The 26,914-nt window shown below is 62.9% G+C and carries 15 protein-coding genes; 4 read left to right on the top strand and 11 right to left on the bottom strand.

What is annotated here, in order from left to right; translation table 11 throughout:
- Positions 1-20 precede the first annotated feature (20 nt).
- Positions 21-2,576, top strand: coding sequence for an ATP-binding protein (locus IGW03_RS14120; RefSeq protein ID WP_194723208.1), 2,556 nt, complete (start codon positions 21-23; stop codon positions 2,574-2,576).
- A gap of 164 nt (positions 2,577-2,740) precedes the next feature.
- Here the strand turns inward: IGW03_RS14120 and IGW03_RS14115 are convergent, their stop codons facing one another.
- The gene (locus IGW03_RS14115; protein ID WP_151637074.1) at positions 2,741-3,016 is read right to left on the bottom strand and encodes an HU family DNA-binding protein; all 276 of its coding nucleotides are present in this window, start codon (positions 3,014-3,016) and stop codon (positions 2,741-2,743) included.
- 205 nt (positions 3,017-3,221) lie between these two features.
- A complete protein-coding gene (locus tag IGW03_RS14110; RefSeq protein ID WP_194723207.1) occupies positions 3,222-3,956 on the bottom strand; it encodes an intradiol ring-cleavage dioxygenase in 735 nt (244 codons plus the stop codon).
- Between the two features lie 269 nt (positions 3,957-4,225).
- Here IGW03_RS14110 and IGW03_RS14105 point away from each other — a divergent pair, with 269 nt between their 5' ends.
- Positions 4,226-5,356, top strand: a complete 1,131-nt coding sequence (locus tag IGW03_RS14105; RefSeq protein ID WP_228535519.1) for a glycosyltransferase family 4 protein — start codon at positions 4,226-4,228, stop codon at positions 5,354-5,356.
- Positions 5,357-5,365: 9 nt separating this feature from the next.
- Here IGW03_RS14105 and IGW03_RS14100 read toward each other — a convergent pair whose 3' ends face one another.
- The 4 genes from IGW03_RS14100 to IGW03_RS14085 all read right to left on the bottom strand — a co-directional run bounded on the left by IGW03_RS14100 (position 5,366) and on the right by IGW03_RS14085 (position 10,904).
- Positions 5,366-5,896, bottom strand: coding sequence for an outer membrane lipoprotein (locus tag IGW03_RS14100; RefSeq protein ID WP_194723206.1), 531 nt, complete (start codon positions 5,894-5,896; stop codon positions 5,366-5,368).
- Positions 5,897-6,035: 139 nt separating this feature from the next.
- Positions 6,036-8,303, bottom strand: a complete 2,268-nt coding sequence (locus IGW03_RS14095; protein ID WP_194723205.1) for a CHASE2 domain-containing protein — start codon at positions 8,301-8,303, stop codon at positions 6,036-6,038.
- A gap of 24 nt (positions 8,304-8,327) precedes the next feature.
- Positions 8,328-9,992 (bottom strand): GAF and HD-GYP domain-containing protein, encoded by a 1,665-nt coding sequence (locus tag IGW03_RS14090; protein ID WP_228535517.1) that lies wholly within the window; start codon positions 9,990-9,992, stop codon positions 8,328-8,330.
- 60 nt (positions 9,993-10,052) lie between these two features.
- Positions 10,053-10,904 (bottom strand): 3',5'-cyclic-nucleotide phosphodiesterase, encoded by an 852-nt coding sequence (locus IGW03_RS14085; protein ID WP_194723204.1) that lies wholly within the window; start codon positions 10,902-10,904, stop codon positions 10,053-10,055.
- Positions 10,905-11,171: 267 nt separating this feature from the next.
- On the opposite strand from IGW03_RS14085, the gene IGW03_RS14080 reads away from it, so the two are divergent.
- Positions 11,172-13,559 (top strand): GspE/PulE family protein, encoded by a 2,388-nt coding sequence (locus tag IGW03_RS14080; protein ID WP_194723203.1) that lies wholly within the window; start codon positions 11,172-11,174, stop codon positions 13,557-13,559.
- A 99-nt stretch (positions 13,560-13,658) separates the two neighbouring features.
- On the opposite strand, the gene IGW03_RS38050 is transcribed toward IGW03_RS14080, so the two are convergent.
- The 3 genes from IGW03_RS38050 to IGW03_RS14065 are packed head-to-tail and all read right to left on the bottom strand — an operon-like array spanning position 13,659 to position 21,701.
- Positions 13,659-14,621, bottom strand: a complete 963-nt coding sequence (locus IGW03_RS38050; protein ID WP_228535514.1) for a FecR family protein — start codon at positions 14,619-14,621, stop codon at positions 13,659-13,661.
- Positions 14,590-20,073 (bottom strand): two-partner secretion domain-containing protein, encoded by a 5,484-nt coding sequence (locus IGW03_RS14070; protein ID WP_194723202.1) that lies wholly within the window; start codon positions 20,071-20,073, stop codon positions 14,590-14,592. The genes IGW03_RS38050 and IGW03_RS14070 overlap by 32 nt, the downstream gene beginning before the upstream one ends.
- 41 nt (positions 20,074-20,114) lie before the next feature.
- On the bottom strand, positions 20,115-21,701 hold the full coding sequence (locus IGW03_RS14065) for a ShlB/FhaC/HecB family hemolysin secretion/activation protein (protein ID WP_194723201.1): 1,587 nt from the start codon (positions 21,699-21,701) through the stop codon (positions 20,115-20,117).
- Between the two features lie 505 nt (positions 21,702-22,206).
- Between IGW03_RS14065 and IGW03_RS14060 the strand changes: the two genes are divergently transcribed.
- The gene (locus IGW03_RS14060; RefSeq protein ID WP_194723200.1) at positions 22,207-25,242 is read left to right on the top strand and encodes a bifunctional diguanylate cyclase/phosphodiesterase; all 3,036 of its coding nucleotides are present in this window, start codon (positions 22,207-22,209) and stop codon (positions 25,240-25,242) included.
- Between the two features lie 21 nt (positions 25,243-25,263).
- Here the strand turns inward: IGW03_RS14060 and IGW03_RS14055 are convergent, their stop codons facing one another.
- Both IGW03_RS14055 and IGW03_RS14050 read right to left on the bottom strand, forming a co-directional pair.
- On the bottom strand, positions 25,264-25,848 hold the full coding sequence (locus tag IGW03_RS14055) for a DUF938 domain-containing protein (protein ID WP_194723199.1): 585 nt from the start codon (positions 25,846-25,848) through the stop codon (positions 25,264-25,266).
- Between the two features lie 33 nt (positions 25,849-25,881).
- Positions 25,882-26,694, bottom strand: coding sequence for a Mut7-C RNAse domain-containing protein (locus IGW03_RS14050; RefSeq protein WP_228535510.1), 813 nt, complete (start codon positions 26,692-26,694; stop codon positions 25,882-25,884).
- Positions 26,695-26,914 lie beyond the last annotated feature (220 nt).

The following is a 26,914-nucleotide window of genomic DNA, read 5'->3' as shown; positions in this document are numbered from 1 at the left end:
CAAAGGCGCATGTACCCTCGATGACCAAGCAGTCCCTTGCCAACTTCGATTTTCTTGCAGGTAAAGGCATGATGCGCGCACTCATGCGCGAACAGGACTGGAGCAGTTCGCCGCTCGGACCGCCGCAAGAATGGTCGTCCGCGCTGCGAACGGTCGTGGGGCTGATGCTCGATTCGCAGTTTCCGATGTTCGTGGCCTGGGGACCCGAACTCGGTTTCCTTTACAACGACGCCTACATCGAGGTGCTAGGCGCCAAGCATCCGCAAGCGCTCGGCAGGCGCTTCCACGACATCTGGCAGGAGATCTGGCCGGTCATCAGTCCGCTGATCGACCGCGCACTGGCCGGCGAAGCCACTTTCCATGAAAACCTGCCGCTGCTCATGCAGCGCAAGGGGCACGACGAACAAACCTGGTTCACCTTTTCCTATTCGCCGGCGCGCGATGAAACCGGTCGGGTCGCCGGCATGTTCTGCGCCTGTACAGAAACCACCGGCCAGATCCTCGCCGAGCGCCGCCAGGCATTCGAGCTGCATCTCGCCGACCTGCTGCGCGGCATGGATGATCCGCTGCAAATCATCGAGGCCGGAGCCGAAGCGCTGGGCCGCCATCTCGGCGTGGCGCGCGTCGGCTACGGCGAGATCGACGCTTCGGGCAAGGAAGTCTCGGTGGCGCGCGACTGGACCAACGGCAGCGTGGCCAGCCTGGCGGGCGAAACCCGTCCGCTCGACAGCTTTGGACCCGACATCATCGCCGAACTCAAAGCCGGACGCATACTGCGCCTCGACGACATGAAGAACGATCCGCGTTCGGCGCCTTACGCGGAAGGCTATGCCAGCATCGGCGTGATGTCGCTGCTGGTGATTCCGCTGATCAAGGCGGGGCGATTGAAGGCGATTCTCTACCTCCACGAAGCGGCGCCCCGCCAATGGACCCGGGAAGACGAAACGCTTTCCGAACAGGTGGCCGAGCGCACCTGGGCCACCATCGAACGGGCGCGCGCGGAGGAACAGCGGCGACGTGCGGAGGAAGCGCTCTCCGCGCAGCTTGCCGCCGAAAGCGACCGCCTGCGCACGCTGTTCGAACAGGCGCCCGGCTTCATGGCCGTGCTGCGTGGCCCGCAGCATGTGTTCGAACTGGCCAATGCCGCCTACCTGCGCTTTACCGGCCGCCAGGACATCATCGGCAAGCCGGTGCGCGAAGCCCTGCCCGAGCTCGAGACGCAACCCTTCTTTGCGCAGCTCGACCGCGTCTATGCCACCGGAGAACCCTTCTTCGCACAGCAGGCGCCGGTCACCCTGGCGCAAACGGCGGGTTCGGCCGCCGCCGTGCGCTATATAGACTTCATCTACCAGCCGGTCAAGGACGCCGCCGGGGCGGTATCGGGCATTTTCGTCGAAGGCTACGACGTGACCGAACGCAAGCTCGCCGACGAAGCCCTGCGCGCCGCAGACCGCCGCAAGGATGAGTTCCTTGCCATGCTCGCGCATGAATTGCGCAACCCGCTGGCGCCGATCAGCAATGCTGCGCAGATTCTGCGGATCATCAGCACCGAACAGCCCAAGGTCAGGCACGCCAGCGACATCATTGCGCGCCAGGTGGAGCACATGACGGGGCTGGTTGACGACTTGCTGGATGTGTCAAGGGTCACGCGCGGGCTGATCACGCTCGACAGGGAGATGGCGGACCTGCACGACATCATCGCCGGCGCGGTCGAACAGGTGCGCACCCTGATCGACGCGCGCAGCCACCGGCTCAGGCTGGAAGTCCCGGACCATCCGCTGCCCGTTCTCGGCGACCATACCCGCCTGGTGCAGGTGCTCGCCAACCTGCTCAACAATGCCGCCAAATATACGCCCGACGGCGGCGTCATCGCCTTGCGCGTGGAGCAGGAACAGGAACCGGGCAGCGGCATGTACAGGATCTCGGTGCGCGACAACGGCGTAGGCATCGAACCGAAACTGATCGGCCACATCTTCGACCTGTTCACCCAGGCCGAACGCTCGCCCGACCGTTCCCAGGGAGGCCTGGGGCTGGGCCTGGCGCTGGTGCGCAGCCTGATCGATCTGCATGGAGGCAGCGTAGACGCCCGCAGCGACGGGCCCGGCAAGGGCAGCGAATTCATCATCCGCCTGCCTCGCCCGGAGGATGCGAGCATCGCGCAGCAGCCGCAGGAAGAGTCCGAAGCGGCCAAAGCAGCGCAGCAAGGCCTGCGTGTCATGGTGGTGGACGACAATGTCGATGCAGCCGAAAGCCTGGCATTGCTGCTGGAAACCGAAGGCCACCAGGTGATGGTCGGCCATGCGGCAGAAGATGCGCTGGCAGTGATGCGGCAGGATGCGCCGCAGGTCTTCCTGCTGGATATCGGCCTGCCCGACATGGATGGTTATGAACTTGCGCGGCGGCTGCGCATGCAGCCGGGATCGGCGAAGCTGCTGCTGGTTGCGCTCACCGGCTACGGCCAGGCGAAGGACCACGAGAAATCAAGGGACGCCGGCTTCGATCATCATCTGGTCAAGCCTGCGGACATCAGGCAGGTGCTGGCGATTCTGGCAGGCTACGCCGCGCAGCAACGTTGAATCCGCTGCGGGCAATGGCAAGTGTCAATGGCAATGCGCTGCCGCTCATCGATGTCGATGATTTCGAAGCGAGGAAAAGAGGGAAGAAAAAAGGGAGGGAAAAAGAAAGCGGCGAAGATGCAATAATCTTCGCCGCGGAAATCGTGCCGTTCTTCAGGCTGCTATCAGCCGTTGACGGCGTCCTTGAATGCCTTGCCAGCGGAGAACTTGACCGTCTTGGCGGAAGCAATCTTGATTTCCTCGCCGGTACGCGGGTTGCGTCCGGTGCGCTCGGCGCGGGTGCCGCTGCCGAAGCTGCCGAAACCGACCAGCTGCACGGTCTTGCCTTCGGCAACCGCTTTCACGATATTGTTGATGACCGAGTCCAGGGCGCGTTGAGCGGCTGTTTTCGACAGGTCGCACTCTGCCGCGATTGCGTCTACCAGTTCAGTTTTGTTCATCATGTTCCTTTCAGAAAAGGCCCTGATTCTAACAAAAGAAATGGCGTCTGGCTGCGGGTTTGCGCCGAAATTTACGCTTGGAAGCAAATAAAGCGGGCGATGTAGCGGCTTTGTCCGCGAGCTTTCCGGATACCGTCATTTTTCAAGCACGCTTTTCTTACGCCAGAATGACGGCGGCATGACGATGCAATGACATCGAATCGTCTCATGCACCCGCACTAACTCCGACATTCAAAGCGGCCACCAGGCCGCTCGCGACGCTGCCGCTGACCGTGGCCGTCTGGAGGCGGCCGTCTCCGCTGAACAGCCCGTCGTCGGCGATGTCACGCACCGTGCCGTTCTGTCCGCGCGGATAGGCGTCGGTTGCATACACCCTGCGCACCACGTCATCGGGAAAGGCCAGCTGGCTGGTTGCGGCAGCGCGGCCACCCTTGGCATCGCGCAGATACACCTGGAAATGGATATGCGTGATGCGGCCCGGATACCAGCCGGGAAAGATGGTGGTGAAGCTGACCTGCCCCTGCTCGTCGCTCATCTGTATCCCGCGCAGGAAAGTGCCGCCGCGATGGTCTCCGTTGCTGCCGTTGCTGTAGCCGGAATAGCCTCCATCGCGGTCGCAATGCCAGACATAGACGGCGGCGTTGCGAATCGGCGCGCAGCCCGCGTCGATGTTCTGCAGCCGGATATTCAGCGTCAGCGGTACGCCGGGCCGGGATTCGCGGATATCGCGGCGGACCGCCGCCCTGGTGCCGAGAAAGGCCAGCAGCGGAAACGGCCCTGCCGTCGCAGCGGGCATGAGGGCGCAGGCGGCAGGCGCCTGCGCGGCCGCATTGCCGCTTCCCAAGCCGGTGCCGAGCACCGCGCCCAGCCCGAGCGCATTCAGACGGAAGATGGCACGCCGGCGTCCGGCATGCACATAGGTTTTTCCGGCAGACATCATTCGACTCCTTTCCATCATTCAGCGACCGAAACGGCTTGCCATGCCGTCCGATCCGTCATGTCCATCGGCCGCGTGCATCGGACAACCGGCATCCAGCAGCATGCGCGGCACATTGCCAGCGTGTTTGATGCGCCGCATCGAATGCGCGGATTGCTTCGAATACGCAATCATCGGCGTCGAACGCGGCGCCTGAATTGCAATCACAAACTGTACAGGTACTTCACCGCGCCGGCGCTTCCTGCCCGCCGCGGAACCAACCACTGTCATCCATGATGCTGCGACTTTCCCTGGTATCGAATGAATTGCCGCCCTACCGCATACCCTTCTTCGAGGCGCTCGACGGGATGCCGGGCGTGACCCTGCAGGCGCTGTTCTGCACCCGGCGCGAACCGAACCGGCATTGGGAAATCCCCGCACTGCATTTCGGCCATCAGTTCCTGAGGGAACGCATCATCACCATCAAGGGCCGCTACATCCACAACAATCCGGGCGTGGTCGCGGCGCTGCATGGATTTTCACCCGACGTGATCATCACCGGCGGCTTCAATCCCACGCATTTGTATGCGTTCGCCTTCGCTGTGGCGCGCCGCATTCCGCATGTTGCGATGACCGACGGCACGGTCCGGTCGGAAAAGGGCCTGGGACGCTGGCACAAGGCGGTACGCCGCCTGGTCTATGCGCGTTCGTCGGCATTCGTCGCCGCCAGCAACGGCGGCATGCAGCTGCATCAGGGTTATGGCGTGGCCGGCGATGCCTGCTTCCGGTCCTGCCTGTGCGTGGACAACGACAAATTCGCCCCCTCGTTCGAAGTCAGGCGCGAAGTGGACTTTCTGTTCTGCGGCCGCATCGAAGCGGTCAAGAATCCGCTGTTCGCCTTTGAAGTGGCGCTGGCGACGGCACGCAGGCTCGGCCGCAGCACCAGCATCATGTTCGTCGGTGCGGGGCCGCAGGAAGCCGAACTGCGCGAGCTCGCGGCACGCCATGCCGGCCTGGTCGAGACCCGCTTCCACGGCTTCACGTCGCATCAGGAACTGCCGCGCATCTACCAGGCGGCCAAGCTGTTTCTCTTCCCGACCAGCTGGGATCCCTGGGGCGTGGTGGCCAACGAAGCCTGCGCCGCAGGCTTGCCGGTATTGGTCACGCCGGAAGCCGGCGTGGCGGGCGAGCTCGTCGTGCATGGACACAACGGCTATATCGAAGCGCTCGATGTCGAAGCCTGGAGCGCGAATGCGGCGCGCCTGCTGACGCAGGCGGAAGAATGGAATGCGCTCTCGCGCAACAGCACGGCGATGGCAAGCGAATACACCTATGCCCATGCGGCCGGCGGCGTGGTCGATGCCTGCCGTCACGCGGTCGCGCGGCAGCATCCGGCCGCTGCCGGCAACCGCCCGCGCGCATAACTGCGGCACTTACTGGCGGTAGATCCGATCATTCTCGATGCGCACCCGGCTGCCGACATACAGGTCGCCGACGCTGTCCTGCAGGACGGTGCGGTAGCTGCCGTTATCCAGGCGCACGCCGACCTGATAGGCGTTGTGCGCCTGGGTGTTGCGCTCCATCTGGTTGCCCACCATGGCGCCGCCGATCACGCCGGCCACCGTCGCCGCTTTCCTGCCGCTGCCGCCGCCGACCTGATTGCCCAGCAGACCGCCGACCACGCCGCCGACCACGGTGCCGACGCCGATGCCGTTGTTCTGCGCATTGCCCTGCACTGCCTGGATCGAGTCGATCACGCCGAACTGATAGCCGTAGCCCGGCTGGGTGGTAGTCTGCGCGGGATAGGTGGTCTGCGCAGGATAAGGATAAGGCCCAGGTGCCGGCGAGGCCGGATACGGATAGGACGACGATGAAGCCGGATACGGATAGTTGGGGCTTGCGCAGCCGGCGAGGACGGCGCCGGCAAGCAGGGCGGCAAAGATCTTGGATGCGTTGTTTTTCATGGGAAGCTCGCTATCGAAAAGATGACGGGAACAAAGTGGAATGCACTCATTAAACGCCACCCGAAGCACCGAAGCCAGTGTCGTTGCGTAAGGGTTGCAACAACTTGTATCGGCGCCGGCTCGCTTGCCGCAGCACGTCCTATTTCGTGTCGAAAGTCGTCACGCCATCCCAGTCCTGCCCCGGCGGATTGCTGCGGTAATAGGCCACCCGCTCCAGATAGAGCCGGTACAGGCCATCCTCCGGATGCTTCGCATGCAGCGTCTGCAATGCGGTCTCGGCATCATTCCAGAACTGCCGTCGCACCAGCTCCAGCGCCGCGTGCCACTGGATCAGTTCATCCTTCGCCTCGTCGCCGAGTTCTTCCTGCAGGCAAAGCGGCTCGAAGATCGGAACCGGTTCATTCTTGCCCTTGACCCTTACCCTGTCCAGTTCCCGGTAGGCAAATTCCGCTGCGGCAGCGCGCGTGGCAGGGCCGACCGCAATTCCTGCGCCATACACCTTGGTGATGCCTTCCAGCCGCGACGACAGGTTCACCGCATCGCCCATCACGGTATAGGCGCGGCGGATCTTCGAGCCCATGTCGCCGACCCGCATCTCGCCGGTGTTCAGGCCGATGCCGATCCTGAGCGGCGGCCAGCTGCGTGCAACGAAATCCTCGTTCAGCCTGCGCGCGGTCTGCTGCATTTTCAGGGCGGTGGCGACGGCACGCGAGGCGTGATCGGGCAGGTGCACCGGCGCGCCCCAGAAGGCCATCACCGCATCGCCGATATATTTGTCGAGTGTGCCGCGGTTGCCGCGGATGTCTTCCGACATGGCGGTGAGGTAGAGGTTGATGTATTCGCGCAGTGCATTCGGATCGAGTCCCTCGGAGATCGTGGTGAAGCCGCGCACGTCGCAGAACAGCACGGTCAGCTCCCGGCTCTCGCCCTCCATGCTGTAGCTGCGCGGATCGGCCGCCATTTCCGCGACCAGTTCAGGCGCCACGTATTCGCCGAACAGGTTCACCATGGCCCTGCCCCTGCGGTATTCGAACAGGTAGCCCCAGGCGAGATTGAAGACCGACAGCGCGATGATCAGCAGCATGGCGGCCGCCAGCGGCACGACCCAGCTGAAGACATGGTACATCGCGAGATTCCAGCCGATGATAGCGGCGGCGGCAAGCAGCGAGAGCAGGATGGACCAGACCGGTGTCAGCACCGGCAGCAGCAGGCCGAGAACGAGGCCGATGGCGGCGATCTGGAACAGTTCGATGGCGATGCTGAAATCCGGCTGCTGCTTGAAGTCGCCGTCGAGAATGGAGGCGATGACGTTGGCATGCAGCTCCACGCCCGGGTAATCGATGTTGACCGGCGTCGCCCGCAGATCCTTCAGCCCGGCCGAGGTGGTGCCGACGAGAACGATGGCATCGGCAAGCTGCTCCGTCGGCACGCTTCCGTTGAGCACGTCGACGGCGGACACGTAGCGAAAGTGCCCGCCCTGCGGTCCGCCGGGCCCGCGGAAGTTGACCAGCGCAGTCAGGTTGCGCTCCAGCGGCACCATGGTGGACTGCGGCTTGCTGTTCATGCGGATGGCTTTCAGCGCGCCGTAATCGCGGCTGAGCCCGGCCGAGAAAAGCGTTTCGTCGCTGGAAAAGAATACCGGCCGCACCACGCTTGCGCCGAGTCCGACACGGGCGGTGGCCAGCGCCAGCGACTCGTAATAATTGTCGCCGACGCGGGCCAGCAGCGGCAGGCGGCGGATTGCGCCGTCGGCATCCGGCGTGGGGTTCATGAAGCCGCCGGCCTTGGCCGCGCCTTGCAAGGCATCCAGATTGCCGCTGTAGGCGCGATAGACCGGCGACTCGATCTCCCTGCCCTTCAGATGGCTGACCGTGAACGCAGGCGGCGGCAGCCGGCCCTTGCTGACGGCACTGGTTTCATTGGAAAGGTAGTAGCCGAGAATGGTCGGCCGGTCGCGCAGCGAATCGGCCATGCGTCCGTCATAGTCGAAGCGCGGCTTGAGCGCGCGGATGCGCTCCCGGAAGCCGTCGACATCGCGCAATTCCCTCTTCGCCAGGGCTTCCAATGTTGTATAGCCCGAGCTGGTATCGGCCTCGGAAAAGATCACGTCGAAGGCGACGGTGCGCGCATGGTACTGCTCGCTGAGACGGTCGATCAGCCTGGCCACCGTATCGCGGCTCCATGGCCAGCGCCCGACGCCGGTGATGCTGCGCTCGTCGATGTCGACGATGACGATGCGCGGATCGAGCTCCGGCTTTTCCAGGCGCATGCGCATGTCATAGGCGAACACATCGATGCGCTCGAGCAGCGCCGCCGGCAGGTAATGCAGCACCGCCGCTGCGGCGGCCAGCGTGAAGATCATGCCGATCAGCCAGCGCAGGCCGTATTTGTGCAGGAGGCGCCGCATGTGTTCTCCTATTGTGTCATGCGGCTATGGCGTGTAGCCCGGTATCGCGTTCTCGTCCACATGGTCGATCTGCGCCGGGTCCATGAAGCGCCTGGCGTATTCGAGATAGACCTTCTGCCGGATGAAGACATCGAACAGGTCGGGATCGATATGGTTGCGCTCGCGGAAGCCGCCGAGGATGCGCAGCGACTCCGACAGGCTCTTGCCCTTCTTATAGGGGCGGTCCTTGGCGGTCAGCGCCTCGAAGATGTCGGCAATCGCCATCATGCGCGCCTGCACCGGCATCTGGTCGCCGCGCAGACCGCGCGGATAACCCTGCCCGTCCATGCGTTCATGATGTCCGCCGGCATATTCGGGCACGTTCTGCAGGTGCTTGGGCCACGGCAGCGACTCCAGCATGCGGATCGTGACCGAGATATGGTTGTTGATGATGTCGCGCTCCTGCGGATTGAGCGTGCCGGCGCGGATGTTGAGATTGCCCATCTCTTCGTCGTCCAGCAGGTCGCGCTCCATGCCGTCGGGGCCGATCCAGCGGTATTTCCGGGCAATGTCGATCACCCGCTTCTGGTCGTCGGCCGACATGCTTTCGCTGCCGACGTTGGCATGGCGCAGGAAGGCGCGGTCGTCATCCATGCGCGCAAGCTCGGCGGACAGGCGGCGGTTGATTTCCTCATGGTGGCGCGTGTCGCTGCCGCAGGCGAGCTTCTCCTTCAGCGCGCGGATCTCCGCGTCGCGCTTGAGCACTTCGAAGCGGGTGTCGACCAGGTGGACACGGTCGAAGATGGTTTCGAGCTTGGTCGCCTTTTCCACCACATGCACCGGCGTGGTGATCTTGCCGCAGTCATGCAGCAGGCCGGCGATCCAGAGCTGGCGCCGGTCGCGATCGGTCATTTCGAAGTCGGCGAACGGCCCGGTCTTCGTGTCATGCACCGCCTGGGCGAGCATCATGGTCAGTTCGGGCACCTGTTCGCAGTGGCGGCCGGTATGCGGCGACTTTTCATCGATGCCGATGTTGATGAGCTTGATGAAGGATTCGAACAGGTCTTCCAGCCGTGCGATCAGCTGCGAGTTGGTGATGGCGATCGCCGCCTGCGAAGCCAGCGCCTCGATGAAGCGCTGGTCGGTATCGGTGAACGGCTTCGGATTGCCCGTCTTGAGGTCCTTGGCATTGACCAGCTGGAGCACGCCGATCAGCTCATCCTCGTGGTTGCGCATCGGCACCGTCAGGAAGGATTGCGAGTGATAGCTGTACTGCTCGTCGAACTGGCGCATGCCGGAGAAGTTGAAGCCGTCGGCCTGGTAGACATCGGCGATATTGACCGAGGTGCCGGTATTGGCGGCATAGGCGGCCACCGAGCCGAGGTTCCTGCTGCCGTCGGCAAGGTAGAGCGGCAGGTCGGGAATATTGATCTTGTGCCCGCTGACGCCGCCCTGGTACATGCCGAGCGAATCGTTGATCGAGATGTGGAAGCTCAGGCTTCGGCCGTCCGGGCTGGTGCGGTAGAGCGTGCCGCCGTCGGAATGCGTCATGCTCTTGGCAGCTTTCAGGATGCGGTCCTGCAGCGACGCGATATCGCGGTTGGTGCTCAGCTCCAGGCTGAGTTCGGTCAGCTTTTCAAGCCTCTTGGCAATTTCCGTGTAGCTCTGATCGGTCATGGTCTGCGTGCCGCCGCTGCGTATTTTTGTCATGTGGCCTGTTGTGCCCGGTGCACCGGCGGCCGCGCCGTCATTCCTATAGATCCGAAACCGTCAGAATTCGAAAATATCTCCGCACTTGAGCGCCCGGAATGCACGCCCGCGTCCGCCGGTTTCCAGCTGCTGCATGATCAGTTCTTCCTGGCCCGGCTTCAGATGATAGATCAGGAACTCGATCGCATCCGGCACCGCGCCGATGTCCGCGATCAGCGAGCTCGGGCAGAAATGCATCGAGCGCGCGGCCAGCTCCATGTCCGCATCGGAAAACGAACAATCGACGATGATCTTGGACAGGCGCTTCTCTTCGCGCATCGCCTGCCACAGCTCCGGCGTGGAAGCCATGTCGCCGGTGAACAGAAAGCCCGATCGCTCGTTCTGCACCAGGTAAGCGGCCGAGCCGACCGTGTGATTGACCGCATGCGAAGTCAGGCTGCAGCCCTTGAACTGCACGGTGGCGCCGTGATTGACGACGTTCCACTGCATCGATGGACTGGCCTCGTCGGGGATCATCGCAAAATCGGGCCACAGCACCCAGTTGAACAGATGGCGCTGCAGCGCGGCGACGATTCTTTCGGTGGCATGCACGGTGACCGGCGTGGTCCGGCGGCCCTGTACCGCGTCCACCAGGAGCGCGAGGCCGGCAACGTGATCGAGATGGCTGTGCGTGATGAAGACATGATCGATCAGGGCCAGCTGTTCGACGTCGAGGCTGGTCAGGCCGGTGCCCGCGTCCAGCAGAATGGTGTCATCGACGAGCAGGCTGGTGGTCAGTCGTTCGCGACCGCCGATGCCGCCCGCGCATCCAAGTACTTGAAGCTTCATCACGCAATGCCCGGCATGCCCGGGCGAAATGGTATTGTGCGGCACATCCGCAGTACAGGCCGGCGCACCGGCACCCGGCGTCATGACGCCATCATCCGGAACTACCGCCCCCCTTTGCTTTTTTGAACGATTGTAGACCGAAACCGCTTGATTGCGGCTTTTTCGTCACCATATCGCCGGGCTCCGAAAAACTGCCCGAGCCGGTGATACATTTAAGCAACGTCATCCATTATGATGGCGGCTTGCATGATTGCCCGGCCCGCCCAGCGCATGTTGCAAAGCATGCAACGCAGCAGGGAGGCAAGACATGAGCCTTGTCAATTCTGAAACACAATGGAAGAGCAGGACCACATGAGCGCGGTTCTCGGTACACCTACAACCAGCGAAAACGTCGGCACCGGCGCGACGGACGATGCAAATGCCCGGCTCGGCCTTTTCAGGAAGCTGCAGTCCGTCACCAACAAGATCCACGCGACCAGCAATCTCGACGAGATCATGCTCGATCTGTCGCAGGATATCTGCGACCTGTTCGACAGCGACCGGCTCACGCTGTATGTGCTGAGCGAGGACAAGACCTGCATCGTGTCCAGGGTGAAGACCGGTCTCAATTCCTTCAGGGATTTCCAGCTGCCGGTCTCTTCGCAAAGCATCGCCGGTTATGCGGCCATGTCGCGGCGCGTGATCAACCTGCGCGACGTCTACGACGACAGCGAACTCAAGGCGCTCTCCCCCGACCTCCAGTTCCAGCGCGGGGTCGATCAGCAGACCGGCTACCGCACCCGGCAGATGCTGGTGGCGCCGCTGGTCGACCAGCAGAGCAACGCCCTGCTCGGCGCCATCCAGCTGATCAACAACCGCAGCGGCGGCGCGTTTTCGCAGGTGGCCGAGGAAGGCCTCAAGGAATTGTGCAAGACGCTGGCCATCGCCTATGCCCAGCGCCTCAGGCCGGCCCCGGTGATCCGTTCCAAGTATGGCGCGCTGGTGGCCGAAGCGGTGCTCGCCGCCGGCGAGCTCGAACTGGCGACGCGTTCGGCACGACGCAAGAACGACGATATCGAAGAAGTCCTGATCAGGGATTTCCAGGTCAGGCCGGCTGCGATCGGCCAGGCCCTGTCGAAATTCTTCGGCGTGCCCTATGAAGGTTTTCGCGGCGACCGGGTCAAGCCGGTCGACCTGCTGAAGCATCTGAAGCGGGAATTCGTCGAGCAGAACCAGTGGATACCGATCGAGGACGGCGCGGAAGGCATGGTCATCCTGGCCACCGATCCCGAGCATGCGCGCAATGCGCGCATCGTCAACAATGTCTTTCCCAAGGCCCGCCTCTCCTACCGCGTCACCACCCATCGGGAATTCAGGCAGACCATCGATCTTTTCTTCGGCAGCGAGGGGGATATTGCGTCGGTAGGCGATTTGCTGTCCGGCCTCGACGGCGGCGATGACGACGATGCCCAGGAACTGTCGGAAGCCGAGCTGTCGGCGGCGGCCGAGAATGAACTGGTCAAGCTGGTCAACAAGGTGATTGTCGATGCCTACCGCCAGGGCGCTTCCGACATCCACATTGAGCCGCGCCCCGGCAAGGAAAAGACGGTAATCCGTTTCCGCAAGGACGGCACGCTCGAACCCTACATCGAAATTCCCGGCAGCTATCGCAATGCGCTGGCCGCGCGCATCAAGATCATGTGCGACCTCGACATCTCCGAGCGCCGCAAGCCGCAAGACGGCAAGATCAAGTTCAAGAAATTCAGCCCGCTCGACATCGAGCTGCGCGTCGCTACCATTCCCTCGGCCGGCGGCGTCGAAGACATCGTCATGCGCATACTGGCGGCCGGCGAACCGATCCCGCTCGACAAGCTCGGCGTGCTGCCGCACAACCTCGAACGCCTGCGCGGCGCGGTCAGCAAGCCCTACGGCCTGTTCTTCGTCTGCGGCCCGACCGGCTCGGGCAAGACCACCACGCTGCATTCCGTGCTGCATCACCTCAATACGCCGGAGACCAAGATCTGGACTGCGGAAGATCCGGTCGAGATTACGCAGAAGGGCTTGCGCCAGGTGCAGGTCAACCGCAAGAGCGGCCTGGACTTCGCCACCGCCATGCGTGCCTTCCTGCGCGCCGATCCCGACGTCATCATGGTCGGCGAGATGCGCGACAAGGAAACCGTGGCGATGGGCATCGAGGCTTCGCTCACCGGCCACCTGGTCTTCTCCACGCTGCACACCAACAGCGCGCCGGAATCCATCGTGCGCCTGCTCGACATGGGCATGGATCCCTTCAACTTCGCCGACGCGCTGCTCGGCGTGCTGGCGCAGCGCCTCGCCAAGCGCCTGTGCTCGCACTGCAAAGAGGCCTATGAACCCAGCGAAGAGGAACTACAGCTGTTGCTCGCGGAATATTGCGAAGAGCTGCGCCATACCGAAGCGTTCAAGGACCCGCAGGCGGGCCGGCAATCGGTGCTGCAGCAGTGGAAGAAACACCATGCCGGCGCCGACGGCAAGTTCCGCCTCTTTCGCGCGGTCGGCTGCGACCAGTGCAGCGGCGGCTACAAGGGCCGCGTCGGCCTGCATGAGCTGATGCTCGGCACCGACAAGCTTAAGCGCCTGATCCAGGAGCACAGCCGGGTCGCGCTCATGCTTGCGGCGGCATTGGAAGACGGCATGCTGACGCTCAAGATGGACGGTATCGAAAAGATCCTGTCGGGCATAACCGACATCAAGCAGGTGCGGGCGGTGTGCATCAAGTAAAGCGGATTGCAGCTCCAGGCTGCAGGTCCTGCAAACTTCCTTCCTGAAAATTAATGCCGCGGCCGGACTGCGGCATTGTCGTCCACGCTCCAGTCAGACTCAACGCACTTCGCAATCCACGTCGTTGCCGTTGCCCGAAGCGGCATTGCCGCTGCCCTGCGGCGCGATGCTCGAATTGAATACCGGCGGCGGCGTGAACTGCATGCCGGGGTTGTTCGGCAGGATGACCGGCGGCACTGTCACGCTCGCCGAATAGCCGAACTGCCCGCTCAGGAAATCCTGGGAGCCGCCCTGATTGCTCAGGTTGATCATGCCATCCAGCACCTGCACGTACAGGCCGGGCGCGCGTCCGGGATTGAGGCCCGGTGATGGCTGCGGAGCGCCTGCCTGCGCGAGCTGCAGCAGCTCGCCGCGCGGCGGCAGCATCTCCAGCGGCGAAGCGCTCCACGGCGCGTCGCTCACCGTGAGCCCATTGGCATACGGCCGGCCGACGGCCGCCACGCTGGCGAATGCGTATGCGGCATGCTTCGAGCGATCGGACTGCCCTGTCTGCACCGGCTGTCCGGACTGCGGCGGAACGTATTCGGCAATGAAGATGGTGCCGCGGATGCCGATGGTGGCGGTTGGCGTATTCATGCCGAAGCGCTCCCTGCTGCGCTTGCCGAGCGCACCCGTCACTGCGCGCAGGCCGCCCTTGACGAGATTGAACGCCGCGCTGTCCTTCTCCGGCTTGTCTTCCTCGAAGTTGAAGCTGTCGATCTTCAGTTGCGTGCCGGGTTTCAGCGTAATTTCGCTGTTGTCGGTGAACCGGATGCGCGCATAGGTGTCCTTTTCGGCGATAAGCGTGTCGCCCTCCTCCACCGTCGACTTCACCGACAGCACCTTGACGGTGCCGTCCGCCTTCCTGGCAATCAGCGGTCCGCTCAGGTTGGCCACGGTGCCGGCGACCTGTGCTGCAAACGCCAGGGCGGTTCCGGAAAGCGCGCCGAGAAAGACCAGCGCTCTGGCTGCCTTGGCCGCCTTGGCTGCATCAGTTGCAGTAGAGCTTCTTTGCTGGTTCATTTTTCAGTACTCCGTTGTCTTCCGGGCCGGAAGTTGTCTTCCTGCTGCTCTTTGCCTCGCCCTTGTCACCGCTTCCGCTGCTGCCGCCGGAAACCGAAGTTCTTTCGGCCCGGGACTGGTTCGTCACGGTGGAAGATTCGCCGGCCGACGAGATCATGGTCAGTATCGTGTTCGATGTTGTAGCGACGGTTTCACTCAGAGTGCGGCGTCCCTGCGGCGTCACGCTGGGCAGCACCGTCGAGCACCCTTCGGCAGCCGGGTCGGCCGTGCACTTGTTGGCGATCGGCAGCACCGCGGAGCATCCCTCAAGAGACGGTGTAGCGGAGCACTGTGCTACCGTCGGCAGCACGACGGTACAGCCTGGCGCGGTCGGCGCACTGATGCAGGCCGCGAGTGTAGGCAATACCGCCGTACAGCCAGCGGTTGCCGGTGTGCCGGTGCACTGGCTGAGGGTTGGCAGCACTGCACTGCAGCCTGAAGTAGACGGGGCGCTCGTACAGGCGGTGATCGTAGGCAGAACCGCAGAACAACCGGCGGCGCTCGGCGTGCTGATGCACTGGTTCAGCGTCGGCAAGACCACGCTGCAACCTGCGGTTCCAGGTGCATTGGTACACGCAGCGAGGGTCGGCAAAACGGCGGAGCAGCCTGCTGCTGCCGGTGTGCTCGTGCATTGGTTCAGGCTCGGCAGAACCGCGCCGCAGCCTGCAGTCGCAGGTGCGCTTGTACAGGCTGCAATTGTCGGCAAAACAACCGAGCACCCAGCAGCTGACGGAGTGATGGTGCACTGGCCCAGCGTCGGCAGGACGACACTGCAGCCTTCGGCAGTCGGCGCACTCGTGCAGGCGGCAAGCGTCGGAAGGACCACGCTGCAGCCTGCCGCAGCCGGGGTAGCCGTGCAAGCCGCAAGTGTAGGCAGGACTGCCGAGCACCCGGCAGCCGACGGCGTGCTTGTGCATTGGCTCAGCGTAGGAAGCACGACGCTGCATCCCGCCGTCGTTGGGGCGGTCGTGCAAGCAGCAAGCGTAGGCAGCACCACGGAACAGCCTGCCGTGGCGGGCGCGTTCGTGCACTGTGCAATGTTCGGCAGTACGGCATTGCATCCGGACTGCGAAGGATTCGCAACGCATTCGCCAATGCTGGGAGCCGAGGGTGAAGGCGGTGTCGTCGACGGCGGAGGGTTGGTGGTCGACGGCACCGTGGTCAGCGCTCCGGCATTGCCGCCGTTGATGATCAGCGTCGTACCAAGCACCGCGGCATTTGCGCCCGATCCGGGTACGCCGCTGGAGAAAAAGCCGTTGCTTCCCGACGTGGTGGTTGTTGCCTGGGCAGCATTGAAACTGACCTTGCCGGTCGGATTGCTGAACGTGAGGCTGGTCGGCGCCGACGACAGGGACGCGACATACGCTTTGTTGCTGCCGCTGCTGTAGAAACCGATGTCGCCATTGACATCGAGATTGATGCTCGACCCGGCTTTCACGAACGAGTCCGCGGTCGACCCTGAGATCGTGAGATTGCCCGCGGAGGTCAGCTTGGCACTTCCGCTGCTTGCCACCTGGGCGCTGCCTACCGATATGCCGCCGCCTGTATTGGTGATTTCCAAGCCGCCCGCACCGGCCGACATGGAGCCCATGATATTCAGGTTCGACACGCCGGTCTTGATTTTCACGTAGCCGTCAGGACCCGACGACACCAGCGATCCCAGATTATTGATTGTATTCGCTCCCTGCAGATCGATGGATCCCGTGCTCGCCACCGCCAGCAGTCCACCCTTGATCGACGTCGCGGCATCCTGTCCTATCGAGCCGGCATAAATATTGGTATAGGCACCGCCGGCGCCGGGGCTGATGTAGTTTCCCTTGAAGGTTGCGGCGCCATTGTTGCTTTGAAAGACGATCGAGCCGGCATTGAAGCCTGTTGGATTGATCTTGCCGAGTATGGATTGCGTGATGCTCAGGGCGCCGGGCGTTGCCACGGCACCGGCAATTTCGAGTGCGCGTCCCGACGTCCTTGTAGAAAAGCTGACTTGGCTCGACGTACCGGAACCGCCGACCAGCACGCCTCCGACGTCGAGGTTGTCCGACACCAGATGAAGCGACGTTCCTGTCACCGTGCTGCCGGCAAGCTGGGTAATCCTTGCATCGTTGTTGCCGGCCGTCAGCGTGACGCTGCCGCCGTTGATGGCGGAGGCGGCGCCCAGGGTCAGATTGGGAGCGAAGATGGTGACATTGCCCGTTCCGGCATTCACGCTTCCGGCAACAGTCGTTTCTCCCGCATAGGACTGCAAGGCGATCGCCTTGTCCCTGGTCGTGATGGAAGTCACCTCCCAACCGCCGGACACTCCGTTCGTCAGGGAAAACGAGCCGGTTCCCGCTGCGCCCGGATTGAGCGCAGCACTGACTTTTTCAACACTGTTGGCCGCGTTGTCCAGCGATACCGGACCGGGTGTTTCGAGCTGCAGCACGCCGCCGGTAATGCGGCTGCTCTGGCTGATGCCGGCAGTTGCGTGGGTGGATACCAGTTCCACGTTTTTCCCGATGGGTACGCTAATGCCTTCGACATCATCTATGGCCTGCACGGAAATGCCATTAAGCGAACGGTATCTGAAGTCGCCGGTGCTGGCAAAGCCGGCGATGACGCCGGTTGAATTATTCTCGGTCAGGGTGACGCTGCTGCCGGTTGCCTGCACTTTCGATCCGCCGACGATGGTACTGCCGGCCGTCTGCGTAATGGCTCCGCCGGACTTCAGGCTCATGCCGGCGGTGACATGCTCAAGCGCTCCGCCGGTCCCGCCCAGCAGTTTTCCCTGGATCTGAATATTGCCGCTACTCGCATCACCGATCGTGAGAGTGCCGGCATTTATCTTGTTCAGTTCAGCCGCAGTCAGTCGCATGCCTGCCGGGACTTTGTCGGGATTGCTCGTGGCGACCTCAATGGCGGTACCCGAGGTCACCGGAGCCAGCGCAACTTTGGTCCCGGTAACGGTAGCATTCACAATAAGCTTGTCGGAGTTGATGGTTACGGTTCCCGTTGCGGAAACCGGAGCATCAATGCTGCTGAGCGAGTTGCTGCCGGCCTTGATCGTTACATTGCCGCTGCTGGTGGATACGCCAACTGGCACCAGTGGATCGTAAGCTGTGCCGGTCGGCAGCACGAAGGCCCCCGCGTCTGCGATTGAAACATCGCCACCCGCTTTTGCCATGACGTTTCCATCCAGCTTGCCAATTGAAATGCCGCCTTTCGAATACAGGGCAACATAAGGGCTGGCGATGAACACGCCGGATGCGCCTCCACCAATGCCGCTCGTCGAGATCCCTCCCGAGCCTGCCTTGTAGATGGCTGTAGCAGAGCTGCTAAGTGCACCTCCCGAACCGAAGCTGATGCTGCTTGCAGTACTGGAGCTGATTTGCGGGTTCGCATCCACTCCATCCCACCCGCCGATGACGGTCGTGTAGGCGCTTCCCGAGTCAACAGCTGAATTGATGTTCACATTGCCGCCGGCAAGCAGCTTGAAGGCAGTACCGGTGAACTTGATGTCGCTGCCTGAATTGAGCGTGACATTGCCGGCTGTCGATTTTGCAATGAAGTTCGCCGCGCCTGTGCCATTGGTGGAGGCCGCCAGATTGGTATTGAGGACCAAATCCCCCTGCGACGAAAGCGTCCTGCTTCCGCTTCCCGACCATGTGCTCATGCCATTGACTGTCAGCCTGGTACCGGACGACACGTTTGCCGCATCGTTGGCGCCCGCGGTGAGTCCCTGTACTGTCAGGTCGGCCGCGCCATTTTTGAAGTCGAGCGATGTTCCTGCGGCTCCTGTGAAAGTGCCGACCGCGTTGGAGCCAGCCATTGCGATACTGCCGTTCGTTGCAGTTACCGTAAGCTGGGACGCGGTGATGACGCTTGCCGAATCCTGGGTAATGCCGGAGGCGGCTTGCAGGGTCAGGTTTCCGCCATTGGTATTGATGCTGTTGTTGATCGCGACATTGCCGCCGGCCTGCATCGCCAGGCCCTGGTTAGGGGTTGCCCGTGAAATGGCACTCGTGACGGTAATGTTGCCGCTGGCCGTCAGCGTGACATTTCCTGTTGCAAGATTGATAGCCGACGCCAGCACTTCTCCAAGGTCATCGTTGGATAGTGCGTCGAAATCGGCCGCGATTGTATTGCCGACAGAAGCCAGCGTACTTACCACGTTGAGGTCGGTGGGATCGAGCAGCCAGCTTCCAGCGCTTCCCTTGGGCGCCGCCGTGGATATTCGGGCGCCGGCCACACTCAGCTTTGCGCCGGACGTTTCGACAAAGCCGCCATTCCCGGCCTGCGCACCGCCTTTCGCTGAAATGCTGCCGTACACGCCGGTTGCGCCATCGGACCAGACGATAACCTTGCCGCCGTGACCGCTCTCCGTAGCACTGGCGCTGATGACGGCATCATTGCCGACGAAGCTGCGCTTGGAATTGGCGATCGATGGATTTTTTCCGAGATAGTCGCCGCCGATGAGCACGCTTCCGCCGCCCTGCCTGCCATCGGCACTGACTTGCGCATCGCCGTTGACGGCGACCCGCTCGCCCTGCACGATCACTTCGCCGCCCTTCCCCGCGCCCCGCGCGCTGGTGCGGCTGCCCGCTTCCAGCAAGGCATCCCGGCTTGCCTTGAACACCACCTTGCCGTTCTCGCCGATCACCGCGCTGTCGGCATTGATGATGCCGCGCTGTTTCACCAGCGCGCCCAGCATTCCCGTCCTGCCGGCCTGGGCGATCACCTGTCCGAGATTGAGCGCTTCGTTCTCCGGCGCGCTCAGCACGACCTGCATGTTCGGGTCCAGCGAATCCACCAGCTGCACCGTATGTCCGGCGGCGAGCAGTACCTCGCCCTTCGGCGACGTGATGATGCCGCTGTTTTCCACGTTCGGTGCAATCAGGTAGACCTTGCCGCCTGACGGCGTGGTAATGGCGCCCTGGTTCTTCAGGCCGGCCGCCTTGTCGCCGGCCTTGAAGTTCAGTCGTCCGCTGATGAAGTCTTCATTGCTGATTGCCAGCGTGGAGGCGACGAGACCGTTGACGTCGATGCGTGCATCCTTGCCGAACAGGATGCCGTTCGGATTGACCAGGAAAACGCGTCCGTTCGATTGAAGCGCGCCGAGGATCTGTGAGGGATCCTGGCCGACGATGCGGTTGAGGACGCTGCTGTTCGGGTTTTGCTGGATGAAACGGGTGATCTCGCCGGGATTGATCGAGAAGGTCTGCCAGTTGATGATCGTGCCGGGCGTGCTGGTGATCGACAACACATTGCCCTGCTGGCTGAATGCCGCCTGTCCGTTCACGACCTGTGCGCCGAGCGGATTGCCTGTCGACAGGGACGGCAGGCAGCATCCCGCAATCAGCATGGGCAGCAGGCGGCGTTTCAAGCCGGGGACGGCGGAGGTGCGCTGCCCGCCGCCGGTTCTTGCTTGGCTTCTCATGTATTCCTCAGCTTCCTTCATCTCGTCAGTACATCAGCACATCAGTACGTCAGGCCGATCCGTACATGCACCCGGCTGTCGCCCCTGGCCTGCGTCACGCCTGCGTTGACCACGCGGCCGTAGTCGAGCTGCATGGTCATGTATCTGCTCACCGCCATGCGCATGCCGAGGCCGACGCTGGCGATCGATGCACTGTCCTGTTCGCCTGGAAGCGGGTCGTTGCGGCGCACCTGGGCGACGTCGTAGAAAGCCAGGGCCCTGCATTGCGCCGCGATCGATGTGAGGGCGCCGCACAGGTTGGAGGTGTACAGCTCGGCATTGATCAGCTGGCCGCGGTCGTTGGACAGCTCGCGCTCGTTGAATCCGCGCACCGTGTTCGCGCCGCCGGCGCCGAACTGCTCGCCCGGCACCAGGGCATCGGCGGTCTGCTGGCCGGTAAAGCCGAGCCGCATCTGCCAGTCGCCGGGCAGCGCCCGCACATAGTTCGCGTTGTAGCGCAGGATGTTGTAACCCGCGCGCGCGCCGGCCCGCACCCGGTTGAAATCGGCCTGTGCGCCGCGCTCGCCGCCGGGCAGGTTGTGCATGCCGGTGATGCTGAAATTGAATTCCGACTGTCCCGCCGTCCAGGTGCCGCCGTAAGTAATGCCGAGCGGATGCACCGTCACGTCATTGCCGAGCTGAGCGCCCTGCACCGTCACGTTGTTGCGGTATTCCCGGTAGTCGATGCCGTAGCTCAGGCGCGACTCATAGTCGCCCGTGCGGCGCAGGTTCTGGTTGTAGCGCGCGCCGAGGATGGTGCCGCGTCCGCTGACCTGCAAGTTGACGATGCCGGCCAGCACCGAGCCGGAGTCGACATCCGAATAGCTGGCGAACAGGTCCATCGAATCGCCGAGCGCATAAAAGGGAATGTGGTAGCCGATACCGTAGACGCTGACCTGGCTCGGTTTCTGCACCGTGGTGGTGTACTGCAGGCTGAGCACCTGGTCGGCATTGGCGACATTGGCATATTGCAGCTGCGTGGTGAGCTGGGTCTGGCCGGTGGTCCGGTTGCCGCTGTTGTCGATCAGGGCGGCAACGCGCCAGGATTTTTCGTCGCTGACCTTGAGCAGCGCATCGACTTCATCATCGCGCTCGCCGCTCTGCAGCTGCAGCGTGGTTTTCTTGGCGGGGTTTTCATTGGCCAGTTTCAGGCTGGAGGATACGCGCCCGAGATCGGGCGGCATGCCTTCACGCAGCCCCGGCACGCTGCGCCGGATATTGACATCATCGTGATGCAGGTTGCCCTCGACGCGGATCTTTCCGAGCCTGGTCTCGATCACCTGCAGCCTGACAACCCCCTGGTTCAGCTCCTGCTCCGGCAGCGCGACCTGGACGACGTGATAGCCGATCGCGTGATAGGCCGCTTCCAGCGCTTCGAGCGCCTGCTGCACATCGCCGAAATTGCGGCTTTTTCCGGTATAAGGCGCCAGGATGCGGTCGATGCGGGGCTGGGCCAGCAGCGTATTGCCGGCCACGTCGAAGCGGCTGATCTCGAAGCGCCCGATCGCATCCTCCTCCGCAGCATGACAGGTCACCGCACACGCGGTCAGGGCTGCGCCGGCGAGGAAGCGAAGAGTGGAAGTTGTCATGGTCCGCGTGTCTCGGTGGGTTCTGATGATGTAATGCCGGCAGGCGCCTGCACGCGAGACTGCACTTGGCAACCCGCGATATCGCGAGGCCAAGACTGGATTCCCGCCTTGTATTTCCGTAACGAAACTATAACGCAAGTATTTGATAAATCTCAAAGTAATTGCATTTTTTATATCGAGGAAAATAGCGTTGAGCTCACTCCCATGTTGCGTGGAAGCCGCCTGCCGCCGTCCTCGAACTCTTGCGAATGCACGTGGAAATCGGCTTGGGAGCGGCAGAAACCATTGTTTTGAAAAGGCGTCATAGACAAAATGGGCGGGCCGCCATGTTTGCGCCAATTCAACAAAATAAGAAACAAAGAATGGCATATTGATCAGGCCAGTCGTGTAGCGACACGCTCGACCTCCTCACCGCTTCTCCTACGGAAGGCCTGGGATGAACTTGTTCAGTATTCTGAAAAGTCATGCGAGCCGACAATCCTTGCCGGACCGTTGGGCAGGAAGCGTGTCCTACCTCTCCGCGTTTGTCCTGTTCACCTTCCTGTATTACCTGAGCTGCCGCCTGTCCTTCGGTTTCGGCATGCTGCCGGGCATGGTCAGCCCCTTGTGGCCGCCGGCGGCGCTGGCCGTTCTTGCAGTATTGAGGCTGGGCTACTGGATCGCCCCGGCCATCGTGATCGGCGCCATCCTCAGTACCTCGCTGTCGACCGGACTTCCGCTGATCTCGTCCGTGGCGATCGGGATCGGCAGCGCGCTGGAAGCCTGTGCGGTGGTCTACCTGATCGATCGCTTCTACCCCTCGCGCAAGGGTTTCATCCACCAGGGACCGATCTTTCGCTTCGTCGGCATCGCGGTGCTGTGCGCCATCGTCGGCGCCACATTCGGAGCGGCTGCGATCGCCCATGCCTATCCTGACCGGGCAGGTGCCCCGGCGCAGGCCGCCATGACATGGCTGACCTGGCTGCTGGGAGATGCAACCGGCATGATCGTCGGCGTGCCGTGGCTGATGGCTTTGAATATTTCAGGCGGCCGGCCCTGGTCCCGCGCGAAGCTCTTCGAGGCAGGTATGTTCCTCTTGCTGCTGTTGGCAGTCACCAAACTCGCATTCGCGGGCACTTTACCTTTCAAGCCTATCGTCTACCTGCCCATTCCCTTCCTGCTGTGGGCGGCGTTCCGCTTCAATTTTGCCGCCGTCAACTGGACCACGGCGACCATCTGCGCCATCGCGGCCTGGCATACCGCGCGCGGCAGCAGCCCCTTTGCGAGCGGAGATGTGTCGACCTCGCTCATGTTGCTGATGGTGTATATCTGCGTAATCGGCACCACCGGCCTGGCACTGGCCAGCCTGGTGTATCGCCATGCCGCCGTCGAACAGGCACTGCGTGCTGAGCGCGACAGTCTGGAACAGCGGGTGCGGGAACGTACCGATGCGCTGATGGAAGACATCGAGGCGCGCAAGCAGGTGGAGCGCGAGCTGGCGCAGAGCGAACGGCAATTGTCGGAGGCGCAGTCGCTGGCGCAGATCGGCAGCTGGAACTGGGACCTGCAAACGAACGAATTCACCTGGTCGGACGAACTGTACCGGCTTTACCAGGTCAAGAAGGACGAGTTCCCGCCGACGCTCGACAACGCCAGGCAGCTCATTCATCCGGATGACCGCGAGATGCTGGGCCGGGCCATCGGCGCCTGCCGCAATTTCGGCCAGCCCTTCCATCTCGAATACCGTATCGTTCCGCCGGGCGGCGGAGTGCGCCATGTCGCCGGGCGCGGGCAATTGCAGACGGATGAGCAGGGCCGGCCGGCCAAGATGTTCGGCACCGTGCAGGACATCAGCGATATCAAGGAAGCCGAAGCTTCCCTGCGAGAAGCCGAGGAACGCTACCGCACCGTCGTCGAGCTTTCGCCCGACGCCATCCTTGCGCAGCAGGACGGCCATTTCGTGCTGGCCAACCAGACCGCGGTCTGCCTGCTCGGCGCAACCCATCGCGACCAGATCATCGGCCGCTCGCTGTATGAGTTCCTGATGCCGCAGTTCTACGACACCGTGCGGCAGCGCATCGAGCAGGTGCGCGAAGGCGATGCGGTGGGGCCGGTGGAACTGGGCATCCGGCGTCTCGACGGCATCGTGCTGGACCTGGAGCTCAATTCCTCGGTCTTCATGTACCGCGGCCGGCGGGCTTCGCTCTTCATCGCCCGGGACATTACCGAACGCAAGCGCACCGCGCAGCAGATGGCTTACCTGGCGCACTACGATTCGCTGACCGGGCTGCCCAACCGCATCCTGTTCTACCAGCGGCTGGAGCATGCGCTGTCGATCGCGGAGCGGCCCGCGAGGTCGCTCGAGGTGCTGTTCCTCGACCTCGACCGTTTCAAGCTGATCAACGATACGCTGGGCCACGCCGTCGGCGACCTCGTCCTGAAGGAGGCGGCCACCCGCCTGCAGAAGATCCTGCGCGAATCCGACACTGTCGCGCGTCTGGGCGGCGATGAATTCGTCGTGCTGGTGGAAAATGTCGACGAACCGCATCGTGGCAATGTCATCGCGGAAAAGATACTTGCGGCCTTCCGCCCTCCTCTCGTTGTCGGCAGCGAGACGCTCGTCATCAGCACCAGCATCGGCATCAGCAGCTACCCCAGCGACGGCACCGACGTGGAAACGCTGCTCAAGCATGCCGATACCGCGATGTATCAGGCCAAGCAGGTGGGGCGCAACAACTACCGCTATTACTCCCCCGAGATGAACCGGCATGCGGAGGAAAGAATCGCGATGGAAACCGCGCTCAGCCGCGCCATCGAGAACAATGAGCTGTTCATCCTCTACCAGCCCAAGATGGATGTGCTGAGCAACCGCATCAGCGGCATGGAGGCGCTGCTGCGCTGGAACCATCCGATGTTCGGCTCGGTGCCGCCGCAGCGCTTCATCCGCCTCGCCGAGGAAGTGGGTCTGATCCATTCCATCGGCTACTGGGCGATCCGCAATGCCTGCAGGCAGAACCGGGAATGGCAGAAGGTCAATCCGGCGCGCATGAAAGTCGCGGTCAACCTGTCGGCGCGGCAGTTGAGCGATGACAGGCTGATCGACAACATCATGGACATTCTTGCCGACACCCGGCTGGAGGCCCGCTATCTGGAACTCGAGATCGCGGAGAGCGCGGTCATGGCCGATCCCGAGAAGGCCATTGCGGTGCTTGGGGCCTTGCGCGACATCGGCGTCAGCGTGGCCATCGACGATTTCGGCGCCGGCTATTCATCGCTGGCTTACCTGAAGCAGTTCCCGATCCGGGCGGTGAAGATAGACCAGTCGTTCGTGCAGGGCGTGCCCTTCAGCCGCAGCGATGCGGCAATCACCAAGGCCATCATCAACCTGGCGCACAGCCTCGAATGCAGCGTGATCGCGGAAGGCGCCGAGACCCAGCAGCAGTTCGATTTCCTGCGCGACAACGATTGCGACAGCGTACAGGGCTACTTCTTCAGCGAGCCGGTATCGGCGGAGCATTTCACGGATCTGCTCCGGGTGCAGGCGAACCTGCACATTCACTGATCTTCGGGCCGCCCGGGTCGCTCACCGCTTCCAGACAAGCAGCCGGTTGTTGGCCGGCATCGGATGATCAGCGGCCAGATTCAGCCCATGCCTGCCAGCCAGCGCGTTCATCGCTTCGAAGTCGCGGATGCCCATGTGCGCCGCCTGGGAGCGCAGCGAAGCATCGAAGGCGGCATTGCTTTCGCTGGTGAAGCGTCCGCCGTAATTGAACGGCCCGTAGATGCAGACGACGCCGCCCGGCTGCAGCACGCCTGCAATACCGGCGAACATGGCGACCACTTCCTCCCATGCCATGATGTGGCAGGTGTTGGCGCTGAACACCGCGTCGAAGAACTGCTGCGGCCAGGGGCCGGCCCCGGTATCGAGTGCGATCGGCGGCAGCACGTTCGGCGTGTCCGCGATCCACGCCCGTATGCTCGGATGATTCTGCGGCAGGTCGCTGGTCTGCCAGGTCAGGTGCGGCAGCGCGGCGCCGAAGTAAGCGGCGTGCTGGCCGGTCCCGCTGCCGATCTCCAGCACGCTGCGCGCATCGGCAAGCGTGATACGCAGCACGTCAAGGATGGGATCGCGGTTGCGCTCGCAGGCGGCGGAATAGAGCTTGTTCATGAACGGAAAGGAATTGGTTTATGCCCGGGCATTCTACTTCCTGTCGCCGTCCTCCTCCTGCACCGGCTCATCCTCTTCGCCTAGCATGCGGGCGACGCGCTGGCGCATCCTGGCCACGTGCGACCCTTCCCAGTACACCTGGGAACAGCCCGTGCATTCATAGAAGCGGTCATAAGCCTTGCGGCTGTGATCGGGAACGCGTTCCTGCACGTCGGACTTCGGCACGCTTTGCAGGAGGCCGTTGCAATTGAGACAGCGGCTGAAGGCATTGACCGCCTGCGCCAGCCGGAAGCGGCCCAGCACTTCCGCCATCTGCGCGTCGCAGGCGACCGCATGCAGGTAGCAGCCGCGTACGATTTCCTTGCGGATCAGCAGATCGCGGTCGCGCGTGAGCACGATCCTGCCTTCCTCCGCGGCAATCCGCGCCACTTCGGCATCGCTGTAATCGTTGCGGTAGAGCACGTCGAAACCGAGCATGCGCAGATTGCGGGCCAGCAGGCCCAGGTGCGCATCCGCGATGAACCTGTCGACACCCGATGATGCCGGACGCAGCTTCACCAGCGGAGTCACGTCGATGCTGTGAAAAACGGGATAGACGCTCACCCGCTCGCCGTCCTGCAGGCGATGCAAGAAATCCACCGAAATGCCGTCGACGAGGATGAGGTCGACTTCCGTATGCGGCACGCCGAGCGCCTCGATCATGTGCTTGACGCTCGCGTCGCGCGAGCAGGGATGGCTGAAGCATTGCTGGCGCTGCCATGGCGCAAGGAAATTGTTCAGCTCGGCATAGAAGCGGAAGTGGGCGGTGGTCACCGGCGGCCCATGCGCTGGATTGCGCTGCTGCAAGACGGCACGGCAAGAGTGCGCTGCAAGGGCTGGATGGACAGGCGCATGTCAACTCCATGGCGGCGGAATGCCTTCCATTCTACGGAGAGCGCTTCCGAAATCAAGCAGATAGCCGCAATGCGCTGCGACGCCGCGCTGCGAGTCATATCGCTTGATGCTTGTCAAAGCGGGCGGATTCGGCATGCGGTCTTTTGCGGTTTGGCGCTATGTTAAGCGACAC

Source organism: Noviherbaspirillum malthae, assembly GCF_015352985.1.
GTDB lineage: Bacteria > Pseudomonadota > Gammaproteobacteria > Burkholderiales > Burkholderiaceae_D > Noviherbaspirillum > Noviherbaspirillum malthae.
Note: the sequence above shows the minus strand (reverse complement) of the source record. Positions and strands in the feature narration are given on the sequence as shown.

Bases quoted from the DNA above. Each gene is read 5' to 3' on its own strand.
- IGW03_RS14120 (WP_194723208.1), top strand. From the start codon at position 21: ATGACCAAGCAGTCCCTTGCCAACTTCGATTTTCTTGCAGGTAAAGGC.
- IGW03_RS14115 (WP_151637074.1), bottom strand. From the start codon at position 3,016: ATGAACAAAACTGAACTGGTAGACGCAATCGCGGCAGAGTGCGACCTG.
- IGW03_RS14110 (WP_194723207.1), bottom strand. From the start codon at position 3,956: ATGATGTCTGCCGGAAAAACCTATGTGCATGCCGGACGCCGGCGTGCC.
- IGW03_RS14105 (WP_228535519.1), top strand. From the start codon at position 4,226: ATGATGCTGCGACTTTCCCTGGTATCGAATGAATTGCCGCCCTACCGC.
- IGW03_RS14100 (WP_194723206.1), bottom strand. From the start codon at position 5,896: ATGAAAAACAACGCATCCAAGATCTTTGCCGCCCTGCTTGCCGGCGCC.
- IGW03_RS14095 (WP_194723205.1), bottom strand. From the start codon at position 8,303: ATGCGGCGCCTCCTGCACAAATACGGCCTGCGCTGGCTGATCGGCATG.
- IGW03_RS14090 (WP_228535517.1), bottom strand. From the start codon at position 9,992: ATGACAAAAATACGCAGCGGCGGCACGCAGACCATGACCGATCAGAGC.
- IGW03_RS14085 (WP_194723204.1), bottom strand. From the start codon at position 10,904: ATGACGCCGGGTGCCGGTGCGCCGGCCTGTACTGCGGATGTGCCGCAC.
- IGW03_RS14080 (WP_194723203.1), top strand. From the start codon at position 11,172: ATGAGCGCGGTTCTCGGTACACCTACAACCAGCGAAAACGTCGGCACC.
- IGW03_RS38050 (WP_228535514.1), bottom strand. From the start codon at position 14,621: ATGAACCAGCAAAGAAGCTCTACTGCAACTGATGCAGCCAAGGCGGCC.
- IGW03_RS14070 (WP_194723202.1), bottom strand. From the start codon at position 20,073: ATGAGAAGCCAAGCAAGAACCGGCGGCGGGCAGCGCACCTCCGCCGTC.
- IGW03_RS14065 (WP_194723201.1), bottom strand. From the start codon at position 21,701: ATGACAACTTCCACTCTTCGCTTCCTCGCCGGCGCAGCCCTGACCGCG.
- IGW03_RS14055 (WP_194723199.1), bottom strand. From the start codon at position 25,848: ATGAACAAGCTCTATTCCGCCGCCTGCGAGCGCAACCGCGATCCCATC.